Below are 19,902 nucleotides of genomic sequence, written 5' to 3' on the forward strand. Positions count from 1 at the left end.
TCATCGGGATGCTTGATGACAACATCATGACGTCGCGATGACGGCAAGGCGCCGACAAAGACGGGTGTGAACGATCGCCGCACCGCAGCGCAAGCGTCACATAACTGTAAAACGCCGGGGATAGCGATGGCCCAACGTGACGCGGTTGGAGCATTACATGCTGGTGGTGGAAGGTTTGACGTGCCGTTTCGGTGCAAGAGCCGCGGTCGACAACGCGTCTTTCTCGATTGCGCCGGGCAGCTTTGTCGGCGTGATCGGCCGCTCCGGTGCCGGCAAGTCGACGCTGCTGCGGATGATCAACCGCCTCGCCGATCCGACCTCCGGCCGTATCCTGTTCGAAGGCACAGATGTGACCGCGCTGCGCGGCAAGGCGCTTCGGCAGTGGCGGGCACGCTCGGCGATGATCTTCCAGCAGTTCAATCTGGTCGGTCGTCTCGACGTCTTGACCAACGTGCTGATGGGCCGGCTCGCCCAGATTCCGTCGTGGCGTTCGCTGGCGCAGGTCTGGCCGGAGCAGGACAGGGCGCTGGCGCTGTCCGCGCTCGAGCAGTTCGACATCGCCCAGCTCGCGGCGCAGCGCGCCGACCAGCTCTCCGGCGGCCAGCAGCAGCGTGTCGCGATCGCCCGCGCGCTGGTGCAGGAACCCGACATCATCCTCGCCGACGAGCCGATCGCCTCGCTCGATCCGCGCAACACCAAGATCGTGATGGACGCGCTGCTGCGCATCAACAAGCACTTCGGCATCACGGTGCTCTGCAATCTGCACTCGCTCGACCTGGCGCGGACCTATTGCGACCGGCTGGTCGGCATGGCGGCGGGCCGCGTGGTGTTCGACGGCGCCCCTGCGGCGCTCACCGATCATATCGCCCGAGAGCTCTATGACCTCGAGGCCAACGACGTCATCGGTGCGGAGCCGCTGCCCGCGCCCGACGGTGCAACCGCTCCGGCACTCGGCACCGCAGCCGCGGCCTGAGCGTCGCGCATTTTCAATCTGAGAGGCCGGGCATTTTGCCCGGCCAACAGGTGCAACTACAAGCAACAGGGGTAGTCATGATCACTCGTCGCATCATTCTGGCCGGCGCTGCCGCGCTCGCGCTCACCGGCTCGGCGTCCGCGCAGGACTGGAAGGCAAAGTATCCGGAGCTCACCTTCGCCGTCGTGCCGGCCGAGAACGCCTCCGGCGTCACCGAGCGCTGGACGCCGTTCGTGGCCTATCTGTCGAAGGAGCTCGGCACGAAAGTCACGCTTCGCATCGCCAACGACTACGCGGCGGTGATCGAGGGCCAGCGCGCCGGCAACATCCAGATCGCCAGCTACGGCTCGGCCTCGTTCGCCCGGGCCCGCCTGACCGGCGTCAAGACCGACGCGTTCGCCAACGACATGAACGCCGACGGTTCGACCGGCTACTATTCGGTGTTCTACGTCAAGGCTTCGAGCCCCTACAAGAAGGTGGAAGACCTGAAGGGCAAGAACCTCGGCCTGGTCGATCCGAACTCGACCTCGGGCAACAACGTGCCGCGCTTCGAGCTCGACAAGATGGGCATCCACGATGCCGAGGGCTTCTTCGGCAAGGTGGTGTTCACCGGCAGCCACGAGAACGCCGTGCTGGCGCTGGCGCAGGGCACCGTCGACATTGCGGCCAACCAGTGGACCAACGACGACGACTCGACGCTCGCGCAGATGCTGACCAAGGGCATGCTGAAGAACGCCGACGGCTCGGCGATGAAGAAGGAAGACTTCCGCATCATCAACAAGTCGTCGCCGATCATCAACGGCCCCTACGCCTACAACGCGGACCTTCCGGAAGACCTGAAGGCGGCGATCGCCAAGGCTTTCTTCGACGCGCCGACCAAGGACAAGGCCGCCTTCGACCGTCTCTCCGACGGCCAGAAGAAGGGCTTCCACCCCGCCACGACCAAGGATTGGGATAGCACGATCGAGCTGATCAAGTTCGTCGACAGGCTGCGCAAGAAGGCGAGCTGATCGCACCACGGAGACACTCGGAGCCGGGTTTCATGACCCGGCTCTTTCCGTTTCAACCTCCAGCTTCGACTGACCAGCATCATGGCAACCGCCGTATCCATTCTTCCCGCGCAGCAACTCGCCGTGCTGGAAGACACGTACCGCAAGGCCGTCGCGCGCAAGCGGCTGAGAGGCGCGTTGGCCGCCGCGGTGTTCTGCGTGGTCCTGGTCATCGCCGCAATCGGCGCAGAGGTGAATTTGCGCACGCTGTTCACCTATTTCGGCAACTTCGTCAGCTATTTCGACCGCATCCTCACGCTCGACTCGGGCGCGCGGGTCTGGACCGATCCCGTCGAATGGTTCTGGGGTTGGCACAAATGGCTGAGGATGCTCGGCGAGACGATCCTGATCAGCTATGTCGGCACGCTGACCGGCGCCGTGTTCGCCTTTGCGCTGAATTTCTTCGCCGCGCAGAACACCTCACCCGGACCATGGGTGCGCTTCATCATCCGCCGCCTGCTTGAATTCGCCCGCACCGTACCCGGCATCGTGTTCGCGCTGATCTTCGTGATCGCGTTCGGTCTCGGGCCGATGGCCGGCGTGCTCGCGATCGCGATCCACTCGACCGGCGCGCTCGGCAAGTTGTTTGCCGAAATCGTCGAGAATGCCGACATGAAGCCGGTCGAAGGCATCCGCTCGACCGGCGCGAGCTGGCTGTCCTGCATGCGCTTTGCCGTGCTGCCGCAGGTCTCGGCCGGTTATGCCAGCTATGCGCTGCTGCGGTTCGAGATCAATGTCCGCGAGGCCTCGGTGATGGGCTTCGTCGGCGCCGGCGGCATCGGCCAGGAGCTCGTGGTCGCGATCCGCAAGTTCTACTATCCCGACGTCAGCGCCATCCTCGTCACCATCATCGTCACCGTCTTCATCATCGACATCTCGACCGGCTGGCTGCGCGGCCGGCTGTTCGGCAAGGAGACCCGCCGATGAGCCAGATGCCGCGGCCTGATGCGGGCGAGCTTCGGGCGAAATATCCCGGCGTGTTCGAGCGGCCCGCCTCGGCGCGGCTGGCAATGCCGGCGATGATTCTTGGCGCCCTCGCAATTTTCGTGTTCGGGCTGGTCGATCTCGACTTCTCGCCGTCGAGGTTGATCTCGGGCCTCAGCCAGCTCGGCTGGATCACCATGATGATGATCCCGCCGAATCCCGGTTCGTCATTTCCGCTCTACATGCAGGCGCTCGGCGAGACGCTGTCGATCGCGCTGCTCGGCACGACGCTTGCGGCGGTGCTGGCGCTGCCGGTCAGCCTGCTGGCGGCGCGCAACATCATCCCCTCGAACCTGATCCGCTTTCCGGTGCGCCGCTTCCTGGATTCGATCCGCGGCGTCGATACGCTGATCTGGGCGCTGGTCTGGATCAACGTCGTCGGCCTCGGTCCGTTCGCCGGCGTGCTGGCGATCATGGTGTCGGACTTCGGCGCGTTCGGAAAACTGTTCTCGGAAGCGATCGAGGCGGCGGACCGCAAGCAGGTCGAGGGTATCAGGGCTTCCGGCGGCAACGCGTTGCACGAAATCCGCTTCGGCCTGCTGCCGCAGGTGTTGCCGGTGATCGCCGGGCAGGTGCTCTACTTCATCGAGTCGAACACGCGCTCGGCCACCATCATCGGCATCGTCGGCGCTGGCGGCATCGGCTTGCAACTCGCCGAGCAGATCCGCGTGCTGGAATGGCAGAAGGTGTCGTTCCTGATCCTGATGATCCTGATTGCGGTCGCCGTGATCGACTTCATCTCGAGCAAGCTGCGCTTCGCCATCATCGGCCAGCGCGCGGTGGCGTAGTTTTTCCTTCGCCTCTCCCCGTAAGAACGGGGAGGCGCGAAGGGAACGTCAGCCGTTCTCGACCAGAAATTCCACACGCTCGGCGGCAAACCTCGAGCGCTTGGTCACCAGCGGCTGATTCAACATGTCGACATCGGTGGCATCGACCACCAGCACCGGGCGTCCGAGCGGCAGATCAAGCCGCGCGGCGTCGGTGGCGTCGGCGATCGCTGCGGTGATTCGGGTCGCGGCCCGCCGGTAATCCCTGACGCCGTAATGCCCGAGCAGCTTCGTCATCGAGCGAACGCTGGCGAACACGTTGCCGGCATCGGGAAACCGCTCGGCCGACAGCCAAGTGGTGGACACGCAGATCGGCGTCCGGTCGGCGAGGCGCACGGCCTCGATCCGGATCAGCGGCGCGCCGATCTTCAGGCCGAGCTCGCGCGCGATCTCGCGATTGGCAGTGTCTTCGCCGGCATCGATCAGCTGGCCGCGCGGCTCGTGGCCGCCGGCGCCGACGATCTCGGAAAACCTGGTGCGTGAGCGCAGCGGATAGGCCAGGCGCTGCGCCTCGACATAGGTGCCGCTGCCGCGCTCGGCGCGCACCAGGCCGCGCTCCGCCAATGCGGCGAGCGCGCGCCGCACGGTGTGGCGGTTGACCCGGTAAGTCTCGGCGATCTCCATCTCGCCTGGCAGCTTTTCGCCGGCGGCGAAGCGGCCGTCGGCGATGCCGCGCTCGATGCCGTCAGCGACCTGCCGCCACAAGGCGACGCCGGAACTTTCCTGCATGCTCATGGCGCGGTGATACCAGAAATCGTCGATTTGTCACGAAACAGTCATGGCGCTCGGCTATCAAGTTGTCTATTATCATAGACAACTTGATGCGAGCAAGGTTGCCCAAGGGTTGCACATGAGTTCGACCGGACCAGACAGCAGACAGACCCAGCGCAAGGCCGCGATGGCGGTGCTGGCGCATGCCGCCGCGGCCGACATCGCCGGCCGGCTGGCAGCGATCGCGGTGCCCGCGCATGAGAACCTGCGCGAGCCCGAGAACGGCCTCGTGATGGTGCGCGGGCGGATCGGCGGCGACGGCGCGCCGTTCAATCTCGGCGAGGCGACGGTGTCGCGCGCGGCGGTGCGAATCGCGAGCGGCGAGGTCGGCTTCGGCTACACGCTCGGCCGCGATGCCGAGAAGGCACGGATGATCGCGCTGTGCGACGCCATGGTGCAGTCGGCGGAATTGTCCGGCGAGGTCGAGGCCAAGGTGATCGCGCCGCTGCGCGCCGCCATGAATGCCGAGCGCAGCCGCAAGGCCGCCGAGACCGCGGCGACACGGGTCGATTTCTACACGATGGTGCGCGGTGAGGGATGATGCAATGACGACGATTGCCGAAATGCCCGCAGGCTTTGCCGACAAGGTGCTGTCGGCGCAATCAACCTTTCGTTCCGTGATGGACGCGATGGCGCGCCCTGGCAGCGTGCAGCGCGTCGCCGCTGATGTCGGCACGCCGGTCGGCCTGATGCGCGGCGCGGCAGCGATCGCGCTGACGCTGTTCGACCACGACACGCCGATCTGGCTCGACGCCGCGATGGCCGCGACGCCCGATGTCGCCCGCTGGCTGAAATTTCATGCCAGCGCGCCGGTGATCGCGGATGCTTCGATTGCAAGCTTCGCGCTGATCGGCGATGCGGCGAACCTGCCGGCGCTGGAGCGTTTCGCGTTCGGCAGCAGCGAATATCCTGACCGCTCGACCACGCTGATCCTGCAAGTCGACAGCCTGACGCAGGGCCCGGCCTTCGAGCTCAAGGGACCCGGCATCGACGGCAGCGCGGTGCTGCAAGCGATGATCAAGCCGCACGATCTGTTCGGCCGGCTTGCGATCAACGAAGCCCTGTTCCCGCGCGGCATCGATGTCGTGCTGGTCCATGACGATGCCATTGTGGCGATCCCGCGCACCACGCGGCTGATCGCAAGCGGAGTGTGAGCGATGTATGTAGCCGTCAAGGGAGGCGAACGCGCCATCGAGAACGCCCATCGGCTGCTCGCGCATGAGCGGCGTGGCGATCGCGATGTGCCAGAGGTGACGCTGGCGCAGATCTCCGAGCAGCTCGCGCTCGGTGTCGACCGCGTGATGACCGAGGGCTCGCTCTATGACCGCGAGCTCGCGGCGCTCGCGATCAAGCAGGCGCGCGGCGACATGATCGAGGCGATCTTCCTGGCGCGCGCCTTCCGCGCCACGCTGCCGCGCTTCGGTGCCACCGAGCCGGTCAACACCGGCGAGATGCGGGTGCAGCGACGCATCTCCTCGACCTTCAAGGACGTTCCGGGCGGCCAGATCCTGGGGCCGACCTTCGACTACACCCACCGCCTGCTCGATCCGCAGCTCGCGGAAGGTTTTGTGCCGGAGCAGCCGGAGACCGCGGAGGCCTCGCAGGCCGCGACGCCGCGCGTGACCGACATCCTCGGCCGCGACGGGCTGATCGAATCCTCGCCGCAGGCGGAGGCCGACGCGCCGGTCGGCGACCTCACCCGCGAGCCGCTGAACTTTCCGGCGGATCGCGATCTGCGCATGCAGAACCTGGCGCGCGGCGACGAGGGCTTCCTGCTTGCGCTCGGCTACTCGACGCAGCGTGGCTACGGCCGCAACCATCCCTTTGCCGGCGAAATCCGCTTCGGCGAGGTCGAGGTCGAGTTCTTCGCCGAGGACGCGGGCTTTGCCGTGCCGCTCGGCTCGATCGAGCTGACCGAGTGCCAGATGGTCAACCAGTTCAAGGGCTCGACCACAGAGGCGCCGTGCTTTACCCGCGGCTATGGCCTGGCCTTCGGGCAGAGCGAGCGCAAGACCATGTCGATGGCGCTGGTCGATCGCGCGTTGCGGGCACGCGAGCTCGGTGAGGATGCGGTAGCGCCGGCGCAGGACGAGGAGTTCGTGATGTCGCACTCCGACAATGTGCAGTCGACCGGCTTCGTCGAGCATCTCAAGCTGCCGCATTACGTCGACTTCCAGTCCGAGCTCGGCCTGTTGCGCAAGCTGCGGCAGGAATTCGCCGAGGCCAATCAGGCGGTCGAACTCCAGGAGGCCGCGGAATGAACGCGCCGACATACAATTTCGCCTATCTCGACGAGCAGACCAAGCGGATGATCCGCCGCGCGATCCTGAAGGCGATCGCCATTCCCGGCTACCAGGTGCCGTTTGCCAGCCGTGAGATGCCGATGCCCTATGGTTGGGGCACCGGCGGCGTGCAGGTGACGGCCGCGATCCTCGGCCCCGACGACGTGCTGAAGGTGATCGACCAGGGCTCGGACGACACCACCAACGCGATCTCGATCCGCAAGTTCTTCGGCAAGACCGCCGGCGTCGCGACCACGACCTCGACCGCGGACGCGACCGTGATCCAGACCCGCCACCGGATTCCCGAGGCGACGCTGCATGCCGGGCAGGTGATGGTCTATCAGGTGCCGATCCCCGAGCCGCTGCGCTTCCTCGAGCCGCGCGAGACCGAGACGCGGCGCATGCACGCGCTCGCCGAATACGGGCTGATGCACGTCAAGCTGTACGAGGACATCGCGCGCTTCGGCCACATCGCGACCGCCTACGCCTACCCGGTGAAGGTGAATGCGCGCTACGTGATGGACCCGTCGCCGACGCCGAAATTCGACAATCCGAAGATGGACAATTGCGCGGCCTTGCAACTGTTCGGCGCCGGCCGCGAGAAGCGCATCTACGCGATCCCGCCCTACACCACGGTGGTCTCGCTGGATTTCGAGGATCACCCGTTCACGCGCTACCGCTTCAACGCGCCCTGTGCGCTGTGCGGCGCCGACAACTCCTATCTCGACGAGATCGTCACCGACGACAAGGGCGGCCGGATGTTCGTCTGCTCCGATACCGACTTCTGCGAGCAGCGCCAGGCCGCCGGCCATCGCGGCACCGAGAGCGCAGCACCGCACAAGGAGAAGGCGCATGTCTGAGCTCTCGAGCCTCGACAACGACCAGCCGCTGCTGGTGGCCGAGGGGCTTGCCAAGAACTACGGCCGGCTGCCGGCTTGCCGCGACGTCTCGTTCGCGCTCTATCCCGGCGAGGTGCTGGCGATCGTCGGCGAATCCGGTTCGGGCAAGTCGACCTTGCTGCAACTGCTCTCGGCGCAGCTCGCGCCGAGCGCGGGGCGGGTGTCCTACCGGATGCGCGACGGCGTGTTGCGCGATCTCGCCGAGCTCGGCGAGGCGGAGCGGCGCTTCCTGTTCCGCACCGATTGGGGCTTCGTGCATCAGGACCCCGCGCAGGGACTGCGCATGGGCGTCTCGGCCGGCGCCAATGTCGGCGAGCGATTGATGGCGGTCGGCTGGAACCATTACGGTCGTATCCGCGACACCGCTTCGACCTGGCTGGAGCGGGTCGAGATCGATGTCGGTCGCATCGACGATGCACCGAAGACCTATTCCGGCGGCATGCGGCAGCGGTTGCAGATCGCCCGCAATCTCGTCACCGAGCCGCGGCTGGTGTTCATGGACGAGCCGACCGGCGGCCTCGATGTCTCGGTGCAGGCGCGCCTGCTCGATCTGATGCGCAATTTGGTCAGTGAGCTTGGCCTGGCCGCCATCGTCGTGACCCACGATCTCGCGGTGGCGCGCCTGCTGTCGCACCGCGTGATGGTGATGAAGGGCGGCCGCGTCATCGAGACCGGTCTCACCGACCAGGTGCTCGACGATCCGCGCGAGCCCTACACCCAGCTGCTCGTTTCCTCGATTCTGCCGCCATGAGCTTGCCAATGACCGCGATGATCGAACTTGCCAACGCCGAGAAGACCTTCACCATGCATCTGCAAGGTGGTGTCGAGCTGCCTGTGGTACGCGACGTGTCGTTCCACGTCGTCGCAGGCGAATGCGTGGTGTTGTCGGGCCCGTCGGGTGCCGGCAAATCCTCCATCCTGAAGATGATCTTCGGCAATTACCGTTGCGACAGCGGCCGGATCGGCATCCGCCACCATGGCAAGGTGATCGACCTTGCCACCGCCGAGCCGCGCCAGGTGCTGAGCATCCGCCGCTCCACGATCGGCTATGTCAGCCAGTTCCTGCGCGCCGTGCCGCGGGTGGCGACGATCGACGTCGTCGCCGAGCCCCTGATCGCCAATGGCGTGACGCGCGAGGAGGCCCGCGAACGCGCCGGCAAACTGCTGCGCCGGCTCAACATTCCGGAGCGGCTATGGACCCTGCCGCCCTCGACCTTCTCCGGCGGCGAGCAGCAGCGCGTCAACATCGCGCGCGGTTTCATCTCCGACCTGCCGATCCTGCTGCTCGACGAACCGACCGCATCGCTCGATGCGGCGAATCGCGCCGTGGTGGTCGAACTGGTCGCGGAGAAGAAAACCAAGGGCGTCGCGATGGTTGCGATTGTCCATGACGACGAAATCCGTCATCTGATTGCCGATCGCATCGTCGATGTGACCTCGTTCGCCGCTGCTGCCTGAAGGACCGTTGGAAATGACCGCCAAGCAAGACACCATCATCGGCAACGCCCGGCTGGTCCTCGCCGATCGCGTGATCGAGCAGGGCTGGGTTGCGATTGCTGACGGCAGGATTGCCGAGTTCGGCGAGGGCAGGGCGCCTGAGGCCGCCGAGGACGCCGCCGGCGATCTCGTGATGCCCGGGCTGATCGAGCTGCACACCGACCATCTCGAGATGCACTACGTGCCGCGGCCCAAGGTGTTCTGGAATCCGGTCGCCGCCGTGATCTCCTATGACGGGCAGCTTGCGACTTCGGGCATCACCACGGTGCTGGATTCGCTGCGGGTCTGGCGCGAGGACGGCGCCGAGGATGTCGACGGCCGCGCCGGCGTGCTGGCGGCGGCGATCTCAGCCGCGCGCGAGGAAAACCTGCTGCGCGCCGATCACTTCCTGCATCTGCGCTGCGAGGTGCCGATGCCTGACGTCGTCGCCGAGGCGAAAGAGCTGATCGACCGGCCCGACGTGCGGCTGATGTCGTTGATGGATCATACGCCGGGCCAGCGCCAGTTCCGCGACGAGGTCAAGCTGCGCGACTACTACCGCGGCAAGGGCGGCGGCATGACCGACGCCCAGCTCGACGTGCTGTTCGCGCGCCGCTTTGCCTATCAGAAGCAATACGCCGCGCCGAACATGCGCGCCATCGTCGCGCTGGCGCATGAACACGGTATTCCGCTGGCGAGCCACGACGACACCACTGAGGAAAATGTGGTCGACGCCATCAACGACAAGGTCGCGGTCGCGGAATTCCCGACCACGATGGAGGCTGCGCGCGGATTGCACGCGGCCGGCATCGCCATCCTGATGGGTGCGCCGAACGTGGTGCGCGGCGGTTCGCACTCCGGCAATATCGCGGCCGTCGATCTCGCCAATGAGGGCATGCTGGATATCCTGTCGTCGGATTACATCCCGTCGAGCCTGTTGATGGCGGCGCTGCAACTGCCGCGGCACGTGCCGGCGATCGACCTGGCTTCCGCGGTCCGCACCGTGACCAAGACGCCGGCCGAGGCGGTCGGTCTGTCGGATCGCGGCGAGATCGCAGTCGGCCGGCGCGCCGATCTGATCCGCGTGCATGTGGCGCGCGAGCTGCCGGTGGTGCGCAGCGTCTGGCGCGAGGGAGCAAGGGTCGCATGACCGAACTCCCTGCCGTCGCCGCGCAGAGTTCGACCACGATCGGCCCGGGCCGGTTGATCCTGGTGGTCGGTCCGAGTGGTGCCGGCAAGGACACGCTTCTGGGCCTCGCCAAGGCGGCCTGCGCCGATGACCGCAGCGTCATCTTCGCGCGCCGGTTGATCACGCGCGAGGCCTCGGCGGCGGAAGACAATGAGCAGGTCAGTCCCGAGGAGTTCCAGCGCGCGGCCTCGGCCGGCGGCTACGCCATGCACTGGGACGCGCACGGGCACCGCTATGCGCTGTCCAACGCAATCAACGACGCGATCCGCGCCGGGCACACCGTGATCGCCAATGTCTCACGCACGGTGATCGCGTCGGCACGGCGCAACTATGCCAATCCCATCGTGGTCTCGATCACGGCGCCGCCGGAGGTGCTCGCGGCGCGACTGGCCGCGCGGGCGCGCAGCAGCGACGGCAAGCTCGAGCGACGGCTGGCCCGCACCGTCGACGAGAGCGCGTCCACGCCCGATTTCACCATCGTCAATTCAGGCAGCGCCGACTATCACGCGCGACAGCTGGTCCGCGTCATCAGGGGTGAGCGCTGGGATTGTTAGCAGCAAAGGAGAACGGCACTGATGTCGGTGATCGAGACGATCGAGCAGCTTGAGGCGATCTACGGCTTTCCGAACGACGCGTCGACCGTGAAGGTCGCCGATCACGTGACGCCGCTCTACCGTGTGCTCATCGAGAAATCGCCGTTCGTGTCGCTTGCGACCTCGGGCCCGGAGGGGCTCGACTGCTCGCCGCGCGGCGACCTGCCGGGCTTCGTGCGCATCCATGATGCGAAGACGCTGATGATGCCGGATCGCCGCGGCAACAACCGTTGCGATTCGCTGCGCAACATCGTTCGCGATCCGCGCGTCGGATTGCTGTTCCTGATTCCGGGCTCGGGCAGCACGCTGCGCGTCAACGGCCGCGCCTATGTCACGGCCGAGCCGGAACTGCTCGCCTCCTTCAAGATGGAAGGCAAGGCGCCGCGCACGGTGATCGTGATGACGGTGGACGAGATCTACTTCCAGTGTGCCCGCGCGATCGTGCGCTCCGACCTCTGGAATCCGGACAAACGGATCGATCCGACGGCATTGCCGACGCCCGGCCAGATCCTTGCCGAGATGAGCGAGCACACGGTCGGTGGCGAGAAATATGATCGCGAATGGCCGGAGCGCGCGCGGCAGACGATGTGGTGACATCTCGTCTCACTCGCTCCGCTCTTCGCGGGGCGAGTGACTTGCAACGGCTGCGTTGAAGTTGCGATCAGACCTTCGTCTGCTCCTCGAACGCCTTCAGCGACACCGCCGCGATCTCGCGCAGCGCCTCGCGGTCCGCACCCGAGGAGGCCATCACGCACATCCCCGATGTCACCGCGGACAGATAGCGCGCAAGCGTGGCTGGATCGACGTTCTCGCCCAGGTCATTTTGGGCCTTGGCGCGGACAAAGCGTTCGCGCAGCTGATCTTCGGTCCGGGTGCGACGTGCCGCCAGCTCGAACGGAACATTTTCAGAGCCCGTGCCGCAGGCCAGACCGCCCTGGACCAGCAGACAGCCGGGCGGGTTGGCGGGGTCGGTCTGGGCGTCCGCATGCTCCATCAGAAATCGCTCGGCCACTTCGTGCGCGGTCGGGGCATCGACCACCCTGTCCATCCAGGCGTCACGCTTTTCGGTGTAGCGGTCGAGCGCAGCCTTCAGCAGGCCCTCCTTGCTGCCAAAGGCGGCGTAGAGGCTGGGCGGATTGATGCTCATCGCCTCGGTGAGTTGCGCGATCGTCGCACCCTCGTAACCGTGGCGCCAGAACACGTCCATGGCCCGGTCCAAAGCGGCATCCGCGTCGAAGGCGCGGGGGCGTCCCATTCCCATTTTTCGTTACTCCGTAAGCCGGGCACCGTTTCTGTGACGGATTATCCCTGGCTTATCCTCTTGTTGCACGTGATGTTTTTCCGCGTCTTCCCATTTCCCCACGAATGAGATAATAAATTCATAGTGCTCGATACATAAGTATCTTGCGGACGGGCGTCCAGCTCCACATCTGTAGCGAACACTACAGATATGTGGAGCGCGTGAATGCCTTCGTCAACCCAAAATCCCCGTTCCGGCCGCTTCCGACGCGTCGTCGGCGGTATCGTGATCCTCGGCGTCGTCGCCGTCGCCGGTTCGATCGCGACGGGCCATTATTTTCATGCTGCGCAGGCGACGGCTGCTACTGCCGCCCCTGAACCGGCGGTCCCGGTGACCGTCGCCGTGATCCAGCCACGCCCGACCACCTTGTTCGATGACTTCTCGGGCCGGCTCGAGGCCGTCGACCGGGTCCAGCTCAGGCCGCGGGTGGCGGGAGCGATCCTGTCGACCAACTTCACCGAGGGTGCGCTGGTGAAGTCCGGCGACATCCTGTTCAAGATCGACCCCGCGCCCTATGCGGCCGAGGTTGACCGCGCCCAGGCCCAGCTCGAAGCGGCCAAGGCCCGCGTCGTGTTCACCACCAGCGAAGTCGAGCGCGGCGCGCAACTGGTCGGCAACAACATCGTCACCAAGCGCGATTTCGACCAGCGCGACAACGCCAATCGCGAGGCGATCGCCAACGTCAAGGCCGCCGAAGCCGCCCTGCAAACCGCCAAGCTCAACCTCGACTACACCGAGGTCCGCGCCCCGGTCGACGGCCGGGTCGGCCGGATCGAGGTCACGGTCGGCAACCTGGTCGCGGCGGGGACGTCTTCGCCGGTGCTGACCTCGCTGGTCTCGGTCAATCCGATCTATGCGAGCTTCGATGCCGATGAGGAGGTCGTGCTGCGGGCGTTGAACTCGATCGCGGATGCGTCCGGCAAGCGCGGCAATCTGGACCAGATCCCGGTCGACATGGTCACCTCGGGCGGCCTCAGCGCCAAGGGGCACATCCAGCTGATCGACAACCAGGTCAACGGACAGAGCGGCACCATCCGTGTCCGCGCCGTGTTCAGGAACGACGACGGCCGGTTGATTCCGGGGCAGTTCGCCCGTGTCCGCATGGGCCAGCCCAAGCAGCAGACGCTGGTGCTGATCGACGAGCGTGCCGTCGGCACCGACCAGGACAAGAAGTTCGTGATGCTGGTCGGCGACGACAGCCGCGCGGTCTATCGTTCCGTCACGCTCGGCGGCTCGGTCGATGGCCTGCGGATCGTCACCGCCGGCCTGAAATCCGGCGACCGAATCGTTGTCAACGGCCTACAGCGCGTGCGTCCCGGCGCACTTCTGAAGATGGAAGTCGCCGAGATGGGCGCCCGCGGCATGCAGCAGGCATCCACTGAAACCAACCAGCACGTCGTGCAGCGCTAGGCGCTGCGCGCGGGGGCGGAGCCATGAATCTCTCAAAATTCTTCATCGACCGGCCGATCTTTGCCGGTGTGCTATCGATCCTGATCTTCCTGGCCGGCCTGATCTCGCTGCTGGCGATGCCGATCTCGGAATATCCCGACGTGGTGCCGCCCTCGGTGGTGGTGCGCGCGACCTATCCCGGCGCCAATCCGAAGGTGATCGCGGAGACTGTCGCGACGCCGATCGAGGAGCAGATCAACGGCGTCGAGGGCATGCTCTATATGTCGAGCCAGGCGACCACCGACGGCGCGATGACGCTGACGGTGACGTTTCGGCTCGGCACCGACCCCGACAAGGCGACCCAGCTGGTGCAGAACCGCGTGCAGCAGGCCGAGCCGCGCCTGCCGGCCGTGGTGCGCCAGCTCGGCATCATCACCAAGAAGAGCTCGCCCGACCTCACCATGGTCGTGCATCTGCTGTCGCCGAACAACCGCTACGACATGACGTATCTGCGCAATTACGCGGTGCTCAACGTCAAGGACCGGCTGGCGCGGATCGACGGCGTCGGCGACGTCCAGCTCTATGGCGCCGGCGATTATTCGATGCGGGTCTGGGTCGACCCGCAGAAGGCCGCCGAGCATGCGCTGACCGCGAGCGACGTGGTGCGCGCGATCCAGGCGCAGAACGTCGAGGCCGCCGCCGGCGTGGTCGGTTCCTCGCCGAGCGTCAAGGGCCTCGACCTCCAGCTCTCGGTCAATGCCGAGGGCCGGCTGTCGACCGAGGAGCAGTTCGGCGACATCGTGGTCAAGACCGGCTCGGCCGGCGAGGTGGTGCGGCTGCGCGACGTCGCCCGGATCGAGCTCGGCGCCTCCGAATATGGCCTGCGCTCGCTGCTCGACAACAAGCAGGCGGTCGCGATCCCGATCTTCCAGGCGCCGGGATCGAACGCGCTGGAGATCTCCGACCATGTCCGCGCGACGATGGCCGAGATCAAGAAGAACATGCCGGAAGGCGTGTCGTACCAGATCGTCTACGATCCCACGCAATTCGTGCGCTCCTCGATCGAGGCCGTGGTCCACACGCTGCTCGAGGCCATCGTGCTGGTGGTGCTGGTGGTGATCCTGTTCCTGCAAACCTGGCGCGCCTCGATCATCCCCTTGATCGCGGTTCCGGTGTCGATCGTCGGCACGTTCGCGGTGATGCATGTGTTCGGCTTCTCGATCAACGCGCTCAGCCTGTTCGGCCTGGTGCTGGCGATCGGCATCGTGGTCGACGACGCCATCGTCGTGGTCGAGAATGTCGAACGCAACATCGAATCCGGCCTGTCGCCGCGCGATGCCACCAATCAGGCGATGCGCGAGGTGTCGGGCCCGATCATCGCGATCGCGCTGGTCCTGATCGCGGTGTTCGTGCCGCTGGCCTTCATCTCCGGCCTCACCGGGCAGTTCTACAAGCAGTTCGCGTTGACGATTGCGATCTCCACCGTGATCTCGGCGATCAACTCGCTGACGTTGTCGCCGGCGCTGTCGGCGCTGCTGCTGAAGGGGCATCACGAGCCGAAGGACTGGCTGACCCGGATCATGGAAAGGTCGCTGGGCTGGTTCTTCCGCGGATTCAATAAGGTCTTCACCAAGTCATCCGAGAACTACGGCCGCACCGTCACCAAGGTGATCTACGGCAAGGCCATCGTGATCGGGCTCTACGTGCTGCTGGTCGGGGTCACCGGCGTGCTGTTCAAGCAGGTGCCGAGCGGCTTCGTGCCGGGTCAGGACAAGCAATATCTGGTCGGCTTCGCCCGGCTGCCCGACGGCGCGACGCTCGACCGCACCGAGGAGGTGATCCGCAAGATGAGCGACATCGCGCTGACCCAGCCCGGCGTCGAAAGCTCGGTGGCGTTCCCCGGCCTGTCGATCTCCGGCTTCACCAACTCCTCCAACGCCGGCATCGTGTTCTCGACCTTGAAGCCGTTCGATGAACGCAAGGACCCGTCGCTCTCCGGGCCGGCGATCGCGGCGGCGTTGAACAAGAAGTATGCAGGGATCCAGGATGCCTTCATCGCGATGTTCCCGCCGCCGCCGGTCAACGGCCTCGGCACCATCGGTGGCTTCAAGTTGCAGATCGAGGATCGCGCCGGCCTCGGCTATGAGGCGTTGAACGACGCGACCAAGGCGTTCATGGCTGCGATACAGAAGACGCCGGAGATCGCTGGCGCGTTCTCGAGCTTCCAGGTCAACGTGCCGCAGCTGTTCGCCGACATCGACCGTACCAAGGCATTGCAGCTCGGCGTGCCCGTGACGGAGGTGTTCAACACGCTGCAAATCTACCTCGGCTCCTACTATGTCAACGACTTCAACAAATTCGGCCGCACCTATTCGGTCTATGTGCAGGCCGACGCGCCGTTCCGCGCGCGTGCCGACGACATCAGGCAGTTGAAGGTGCGTTCGTCGTCCGGCGACATGGTGCCGCTGTCGGCCTTGCTGAAGGTCCGCCAGAGCGCGGGTCCGGAGCGCGCGATCCGCTACAACGGCTTCCTGTCATCCGACATCAACGCCGCCGCGGCGCCGGGCTTTTCCTCCGGCCAGGCGCAGGAGGCGGCAACCCGGATCGCGGCGGAGGTGCTGCCGCCGGGCTTCGCCTTCGAATGGACCGACCTGACCTATCAGGAGTTCATCGCCGGCAATTCCGGGCTCTGGGTATTCCCGCTCGCGATCCTCTTGGTGTTCCTGGTGCTCGCCGCGCTCTATGAGAGCCTGGCGCTGCCGCTCTCGATCATCATGATCGTGCCGATGGGCCTGTTGGCCGCGATGTTCGGGGTCTGGCTGTCGAAGGGCGACAACAACGTCTTCACCCAGATCGGCCTGATCGTGCTGGTCGGATTGTCGGCCAAGAACGCCATCCTGATCGTCGAATTCGCACGCGAGCTCGAATTCGCCGGGCGCTCACCGATCAGGGCCGCGATCGAGGCGAGCCGGCTGCGGTTGCGGCCGATCCTGATGACGTCGATGGCGTTCATCATGGGCGTGCTGCCGCTGGTGCTCTCGACTGGCGCGGGCTCGGAGATGCGGCGCGCGATGGGCGTCGCGGTATTCTCCGGCATGATCGGCGTCACGATCTTCGGTCTGTTCCTGACGCCCGTGTTCTACGTTCTGCTGCGCAGCCTCACCGGTATGAAGCCGTTGACGCAGCACGGCGAGGCGACCATCCCTGGAAAGACACACGCGGCATGATGCCGCGTGTGTTTTTCCCTTCTGTCAGTCTCGTGTCAGTTTGAAGGAATCAGGCTGCGATATCGAGCAGCAATTGTGACGAACCGCGGACCAGCACCTTGCGGCCCGCGGGTGTGAGTTCAAACGAGTCGCCTCGCACCGCGACATAGCCGAGCGTGATCAGGCTTTCGACGGCAAAGCGGTTCAGCCGCGAGGGGTTTGCTGCGGGCGCCCGCAACGCTTTCAACGCATCCCACTGATCTGGTCTGAGTTCGAGTTCTTCGCTCATTGGTCTAGGCACTCCAGGAATTTCTGCGTGCCAGATACAGAGTGCAGATGAATTTCGTGCGACCACAACGAGTCAGGATTTCGATTTATGTGGACGCCTCGTCACATCGCCGTGTCATTGGAATAATTCAATTTTTTCGAATCATTGCGATGCAATGCCACGTGATTTCGTCACAGAGATTAATCGCACGCGGTCACATAGGTTAATCATCTCGATCGAAGCGGCGGGTTAACCGCGCCGCACGCTTGCGCCGCCATCGACCGGCAACGTGACACCGGTCACGAAGTTGGCTTCATCGGAGGCGAGGAACAGCGCGGCATTGGCGACATCCCAGCCGGTGCCCATCTTGTGGCGCAGCGGCACCTTGCTGTCGCGTTCGGCCTCGACCTCGGCGCGGCTCTTCTTGAACTCCCGCGCCCGCGTATCGACCGCCATCGGCGTGTTCATCAATCCCGGCAGGATCACATTGGCGCGAATGCCGTATTGCGCATTCTGGTAGGCGAGCTGCTCGGTGAAGGCGATCATCGCCGACTTGGTTGCCTTGTAGGCGACGTAAGGGTAGGTCGTGATCGCGGCTATCGACGAGATGTTGATGATGGAGCCGCCCTGTTGCTTGCGCATGATCGGGATCACATGCTTGGCGGCGAGGATGCAGCTCTTCAGATTGATCGCCACACAGCGGTCGAACGCCTCCTCTGATATGTCGAGCAGCTCGGCGTCGCCGCCGGAGAGGCTGACGCCGACGTTGTTGTGCAGGATGTCGACGCTGCCCCAGCGGCCATGCGCATCCGCGACCATCGCCTTGATGTCGGCATTTTTGGTGACGTCGGCCTTGAAGGCGACCGACGTGCCGCCCTTGGCCGCGATCAGGTCGACGGTCTCCTGCGCCGATGCCAGATTGTGATCGACGCACAGCACCCTGGCGCCTTCGCGGGCGAATGTCAGCGCGGTGGCACGGCCGTTGCCGATGCCCTCGCCGGGGCTCTGGCCGGCGCCGACGACGATGGCGACGCGATCTTTCAGGCGCATCTCACTTCACTCCCGGGATCGGGTACTGTTGCAGTACCTCTTTGTAGGTGGGTTCGTTGTCGATCTGCATGGTGGCGAGCACACGCACCACGGCGCAGTAGAACGCGATGGTCAGCACCAGATCGGTCATGTGCTCGTCGGACAGTTCTCGCTTGATCTCGGCGAACGTCGCATCCGACATCGCGAGCTCGCGCACCATCTCGCGGGCGCCCCTGAGGATCGCCTTCGCCAGCGGCTCGAGCCTGGACGGCTTACCCTCGGTCTCCGCGATCAGGCCTTTGATGTCCTCGTCAGTGACGCCGAACTCCTTGCCGATCTTCACATGATGGGTGAATTCGTACTCGGACTTCTCCAGCCAGCCGACCTGAAGGATCGCAAGCTCGCGCAATCGCGGATCGAGCTTGCTCTTGAAGCGGATGTAGCCGCCGATGCCGTTGAAGGCGCGCGCCATGTCCGGCGAATTCACCAGGAGCTTGTGCAGATTGGTGTTGCGCTTGAGCATGTCGCGATATTCGGGGGCGACCTGATCGGCTTCGAGATAGGGCAGGCGGGCCATTGTTGTTGTCCTTGGTTCGGCGGCTTGCGGAAATGGGGCTGTCGGGTCAGCCGTAGAGCGCTTTGTGTTCGCTTTCGTAGTTGGCGTAGGAGTCCTTCATGCTGGCGCCGTTCAGCAGCATGGTCGCGACCACGGTGTTGTCGGCATCGAACACGGTCGAGCGCACCCACATGCTTTCGGTGCGCTTGCTGCCGGAGAGCGCCACCACCTCGCGCTCGACCCAATAGGTCTCGCCCGGCAACAGCGGCCCGCGCAGCAGCCGGATCTCCTGGTCGGCGAACAGCCCGACGGCGGGGCCGCGGACCGGCAGCCGGTCCTCGCGCGCGCGGTACTGGAACAGCACGCTCAGCATCTCCATCGGGATGATGGCGCGGCCCCAGGGATTATGCTCCAGCGAATAGTAGTCCGACGGCTCGGTGATCACCTTGAGCTTGTCGGCCAGCGAGAACGGATAGAGATCGCCCATGTTCTGGTCGAAATCCATCTTGATCGCCTGGCGCGGCGTCTTCATGCCGACCTTGATGTCGGCCAGGATCACGGGATCGGTCAGCGGCTTCAATTCGCCGAGCCGATGGCTCAGCGCTGTCTCGGTGCCGTCGCCGTCGATCGAGGCGGTGCCGCGCAGGATCTCGGTGCCGTCGCGCTTGATCATGCCGATCGCGCAAACGGTCTGGCCCGGCTTCGGCTTCTCGATCTGGGCCTGCACCTCCTCGCCTTCGAACACCGGGTTGCGGTAGTGTGCGGACAGGCATCCGGTCATGAACCAGGCACGGCCCCAGATCCGCTCGCAAAGCGGCGCGAACTGGCTGAAATGGGTCGGCCCCTCGATGGTACCGCCGCGGAAGCCGAGCTTCTGCGCGGTTGCGTCGTCGTGGATCGACGCGTGAGAGTCGTAGGTCTGGGCTTGCAGCATCTGCTTCGGGCTGCGCCAGGGACCCACCAGCAGGTTGTCTTTCTCCACGATTTCCGTCGTGAACGCGGATTCGACTCTGATCATCCTTGGTCTCCCTCTGGGCGCACCGTTTCAAAGATGCCGGGGTTCGGCAAGCCTCGCAGAGCAATCAAGGTCTCGCAGACGCAACATCGAGAT

General features: G+C 65.2%; 21 protein-coding genes. 15 read left to right on the forward strand and 6 right to left on the reverse strand.

Translation table 11 applies throughout. The features are described 5' to 3' along the window. Positions 1-157: 157 nt before the first annotated feature. The 4 genes from phnC (at position 158) to phnE (B2W55_RS32985) (ending at position 3,794) form a co-directional block, all read left to right on the forward strand. Positions 158-973, forward strand: coding sequence for a phosphonate ABC transporter ATP-binding protein (gene phnC, locus B2W55_RS32970; RefSeq protein WP_024580604.1), 816 nt, complete (start codon positions 158-160; stop codon positions 971-973). A gap of 77 nt (positions 974-1,050) precedes the next feature. After that, positions 1,051-1,983, forward strand: a complete 933-nt coding sequence (gene phnD, locus B2W55_RS32975; RefSeq protein WP_024580605.1) for a phosphonate ABC transporter substrate-binding protein — start codon at positions 1,051-1,053, stop codon at positions 1,981-1,983. 81 nt (positions 1,984-2,064) lie between these two features. Further along, positions 2,065-2,949, forward strand: a complete 885-nt coding sequence (gene phnE / locus B2W55_RS32980) for a phosphonate ABC transporter, permease protein PhnE (protein WP_024580606.1) — start codon at positions 2,065-2,067, stop codon at positions 2,947-2,949. Next, positions 2,946-3,794 carry a phosphonate ABC transporter, permease protein PhnE gene (phnE, locus tag B2W55_RS32985; RefSeq protein WP_024580607.1) on the forward strand — a complete coding sequence of 283 codons (849 nt, stop codon included), beginning with the start codon at positions 2,946-2,948 and terminating at the stop codon, positions 3,792-3,794. The genes phnE (B2W55_RS32980) and phnE (B2W55_RS32985) overlap by 4 nt, the downstream gene beginning before the upstream one ends. Before the next feature lie 48 nt (positions 3,795-3,842). On the opposite strand, the gene phnF is transcribed toward phnE (B2W55_RS32985), so the two are convergent. Beyond that, a complete protein-coding gene (gene phnF / locus B2W55_RS32990; protein ID WP_024580608.1) occupies positions 3,843-4,568 on the reverse strand; it encodes a phosphonate metabolism transcriptional regulator PhnF in 726 nt (241 codons plus the stop codon). Between the two features lie 115 nt (positions 4,569-4,683). Between phnF and phnG the strand changes: the two genes are divergently transcribed. Genes phnG through B2W55_RS33035 form a run of 9 tightly spaced genes read left to right on the forward strand, consistent with a single transcriptional unit; the run spans position 4,684 to position 11,637 of the window. Beyond that, positions 4,684-5,145 carry a phosphonate C-P lyase system protein PhnG gene (phnG, locus tag B2W55_RS32995; protein ID WP_024580609.1) on the forward strand — a complete coding sequence of 154 codons (462 nt, stop codon included), beginning with the start codon at positions 4,684-4,686 and terminating at the stop codon, positions 5,143-5,145. 4 nt (positions 5,146-5,149) lie between these two features. Beyond that, positions 5,150-5,758, forward strand: a complete 609-nt coding sequence (gene phnH / locus B2W55_RS33000; RefSeq protein WP_024580610.1) for a phosphonate C-P lyase system protein PhnH — start codon at positions 5,150-5,152, stop codon at positions 5,756-5,758. Between the two features lie 3 nt (positions 5,759-5,761). Then, a complete protein-coding gene (locus tag B2W55_RS33005) occupies positions 5,762-6,865 on the forward strand; it encodes a carbon-phosphorus lyase complex subunit PhnI (protein WP_024580611.1) in 1,104 nt (367 codons plus the stop codon). Further along, a complete protein-coding gene (locus B2W55_RS33010; RefSeq protein WP_024580612.1) occupies positions 6,862-7,746 on the forward strand; it encodes an alpha-D-ribose 1-methylphosphonate 5-phosphate C-P-lyase PhnJ in 885 nt (294 codons plus the stop codon). Before B2W55_RS33005 ends, B2W55_RS33010 begins: the two co-directional genes overlap by 4 nt. After that, positions 7,739-8,536, forward strand: a complete 798-nt coding sequence (gene phnK, locus B2W55_RS33015) for a phosphonate C-P lyase system protein PhnK (protein WP_024580613.1) — start codon at positions 7,739-7,741, stop codon at positions 8,534-8,536. Before B2W55_RS33010 ends, phnK begins: the two co-directional genes overlap by 8 nt. 8 nt (positions 8,537-8,544) lie before the next feature. Continuing rightward, positions 8,545-9,243: a phosphonate C-P lyase system protein PhnL gene (phnL, locus tag B2W55_RS33020; RefSeq protein ID WP_024580614.1), complete on the forward strand. Its 699-nt coding sequence runs from the start codon at positions 8,545-8,547 to the stop codon at positions 9,241-9,243. A 13-nt stretch (positions 9,244-9,256) separates the two neighbouring features. After that, positions 9,257-10,411: an alpha-D-ribose 1-methylphosphonate 5-triphosphate diphosphatase gene (locus B2W55_RS33025; protein ID WP_024580615.1), complete on the forward strand. Its 1,155-nt coding sequence runs from the start codon at positions 9,257-9,259 to the stop codon at positions 10,409-10,411. Beyond that, positions 10,408-11,004, forward strand: coding sequence for a phosphonate metabolism protein/1,5-bisphosphokinase (PRPP-forming) PhnN (gene phnN, locus B2W55_RS33030; RefSeq protein WP_024580616.1), 597 nt, complete (start codon positions 10,408-10,410; stop codon positions 11,002-11,004). The genes B2W55_RS33025 and phnN overlap by 4 nt, the downstream gene beginning before the upstream one ends. Positions 11,005-11,025: 21 nt before the next feature. Further along, positions 11,026-11,637 carry a pyridoxamine 5'-phosphate oxidase family protein gene (locus B2W55_RS33035; RefSeq protein ID WP_024580617.1) on the forward strand — a complete coding sequence of 204 codons (612 nt, stop codon included), beginning with the start codon at positions 11,026-11,028 and terminating at the stop codon, positions 11,635-11,637. Positions 11,638-11,704: 67 nt separating this feature from the next. Here the strand turns inward: B2W55_RS33035 and B2W55_RS33040 are convergent, their stop codons facing one another. Beyond that, a complete protein-coding gene (locus tag B2W55_RS33040) occupies positions 11,705-12,304 on the reverse strand; it encodes a TetR/AcrR family transcriptional regulator (RefSeq protein WP_024580618.1) in 600 nt (199 codons plus the stop codon). A 204-nt stretch (positions 12,305-12,508) separates the two neighbouring features. Between B2W55_RS33040 and B2W55_RS33045 the strand changes: the two genes are divergently transcribed. Together B2W55_RS33045 and B2W55_RS33050 are read left to right on the forward strand one after the other, a co-directional pair. Beyond that, positions 12,509-13,753 carry an efflux RND transporter periplasmic adaptor subunit gene (locus tag B2W55_RS33045; protein WP_024580619.1) on the forward strand — a complete coding sequence of 415 codons (1,245 nt, stop codon included), beginning with the start codon at positions 12,509-12,511 and terminating at the stop codon, positions 13,751-13,753. Positions 13,754-13,776: 23 nt separating this feature from the next. Further along, a complete protein-coding gene (locus B2W55_RS33050; protein WP_024580620.1) occupies positions 13,777-16,959 on the forward strand; it encodes an efflux RND transporter permease subunit in 3,183 nt (1,060 codons plus the stop codon). Between the two features lie 49 nt (positions 16,960-17,008). Here B2W55_RS33050 and B2W55_RS33055 read toward each other — a convergent pair whose 3' ends face one another. The 4 genes from B2W55_RS33055 to B2W55_RS33070 all read right to left on the reverse strand — a co-directional run bounded on the left by B2W55_RS33055 (position 17,009) and on the right by B2W55_RS33070 (position 19,809). After that, positions 17,009-17,227, reverse strand: coding sequence for a hypothetical protein (locus B2W55_RS33055; RefSeq protein ID WP_024580621.1), 219 nt, complete (start codon positions 17,225-17,227; stop codon positions 17,009-17,011). Between the two features lie 228 nt (positions 17,228-17,455). Beyond that, entirely contained in the window at positions 17,456-18,256 is an 801-nt protein-coding gene (locus tag B2W55_RS33060) for an SDR family NAD(P)-dependent oxidoreductase (RefSeq protein ID WP_024580622.1), read from the reverse strand. A gap of 1 nt (position 18,257) precedes the next feature. Next, a complete protein-coding gene (locus tag B2W55_RS33065) occupies positions 18,258-18,812 on the reverse strand; it encodes a carboxymuconolactone decarboxylase family protein (protein ID WP_024580623.1) in 555 nt (184 codons plus the stop codon). A 46-nt stretch (positions 18,813-18,858) separates the two neighbouring features. Next, positions 18,859-19,809, reverse strand: coding sequence for a hypothetical protein (locus tag B2W55_RS33070; protein WP_024580624.1), 951 nt, complete (start codon positions 19,807-19,809; stop codon positions 18,859-18,861). Positions 19,810-19,902: the final 93 nt, after the last annotated feature.

This window comes from Bradyrhizobium sp. UBA2491 (assembly GCF_002341725.1).
Classification (GTDB): Bacteria; Pseudomonadota; Alphaproteobacteria; order Rhizobiales; family Xanthobacteraceae; genus Bradyrhizobium.

Excerpts from the sequence above, each read along its gene's own strand:
- phnC (WP_024580604.1), top strand. The coding sequence starts at position 158 with ATGCTGGTGGTGGAAGGTTTGACGTGCCGTTTCGGTGCAAGAGCCGCG.
- phnD (WP_024580605.1), top strand. The coding sequence starts at position 1,051 with ATGATCACTCGTCGCATCATTCTGGCCGGCGCTGCCGCGCTCGCGCTC.
- phnE (WP_024580606.1), top strand. The coding sequence starts at position 2,065 with ATGGCAACCGCCGTATCCATTCTTCCCGCGCAGCAACTCGCCGTGCTG.
- phnE (WP_024580607.1), top strand. The coding sequence starts at position 2,946 with ATGAGCCAGATGCCGCGGCCTGATGCGGGCGAGCTTCGGGCGAAATAT.
- phnF (WP_024580608.1), bottom strand. The coding sequence starts at position 4,568 with ATGAGCATGCAGGAAAGTTCCGGCGTCGCCTTGTGGCGGCAGGTCGCT.
- phnG (WP_024580609.1), top strand. The coding sequence starts at position 4,684 with ATGAGTTCGACCGGACCAGACAGCAGACAGACCCAGCGCAAGGCCGCG.
- phnH (WP_024580610.1), top strand. The coding sequence starts at position 5,150 with ATGACGACGATTGCCGAAATGCCCGCAGGCTTTGCCGACAAGGTGCTG.
- B2W55_RS33005 (WP_024580611.1), top strand. The coding sequence starts at position 5,762 with ATGTATGTAGCCGTCAAGGGAGGCGAACGCGCCATCGAGAACGCCCAT.
- B2W55_RS33010 (WP_024580612.1), top strand. The coding sequence starts at position 6,862 with ATGAACGCGCCGACATACAATTTCGCCTATCTCGACGAGCAGACCAAG.
- phnK (WP_024580613.1), top strand. The coding sequence starts at position 7,739 with ATGTCTGAGCTCTCGAGCCTCGACAACGACCAGCCGCTGCTGGTGGCC.
- phnL (WP_024580614.1), top strand. The coding sequence starts at position 8,545 with ATGACCGCGATGATCGAACTTGCCAACGCCGAGAAGACCTTCACCATG.
- B2W55_RS33025 (WP_024580615.1), top strand. The coding sequence starts at position 9,257 with ATGACCGCCAAGCAAGACACCATCATCGGCAACGCCCGGCTGGTCCTC.
- phnN (WP_024580616.1), top strand. The coding sequence starts at position 10,408 with ATGACCGAACTCCCTGCCGTCGCCGCGCAGAGTTCGACCACGATCGGC.
- B2W55_RS33035 (WP_024580617.1), top strand. The coding sequence starts at position 11,026 with ATGTCGGTGATCGAGACGATCGAGCAGCTTGAGGCGATCTACGGCTTT.
- B2W55_RS33040 (WP_024580618.1), bottom strand. The coding sequence starts at position 12,304 with ATGGGAATGGGACGCCCCCGCGCCTTCGACGCGGATGCCGCTTTGGAC.
- B2W55_RS33045 (WP_024580619.1), top strand. The coding sequence starts at position 12,509 with ATGCCTTCGTCAACCCAAAATCCCCGTTCCGGCCGCTTCCGACGCGTC.
- B2W55_RS33050 (WP_024580620.1), top strand. The coding sequence starts at position 13,777 with ATGAATCTCTCAAAATTCTTCATCGACCGGCCGATCTTTGCCGGTGTG.
- B2W55_RS33055 (WP_024580621.1), bottom strand. The coding sequence starts at position 17,227 with ATGAGCGAAGAACTCGAACTCAGACCAGATCAGTGGGATGCGTTGAAA.
- B2W55_RS33060 (WP_024580622.1), bottom strand. The coding sequence starts at position 18,256 with ATGCGCCTGAAAGATCGCGTCGCCATCGTCGTCGGCGCCGGCCAGAGC.
- B2W55_RS33065 (WP_024580623.1), bottom strand. The coding sequence starts at position 18,812 with ATGGCCCGCCTGCCCTATCTCGAAGCCGATCAGGTCGCCCCCGAATAT.
- B2W55_RS33070 (WP_024580624.1), bottom strand. The coding sequence starts at position 19,809 with ATGATCAGAGTCGAATCCGCGTTCACGACGGAAATCGTGGAGAAAGAC.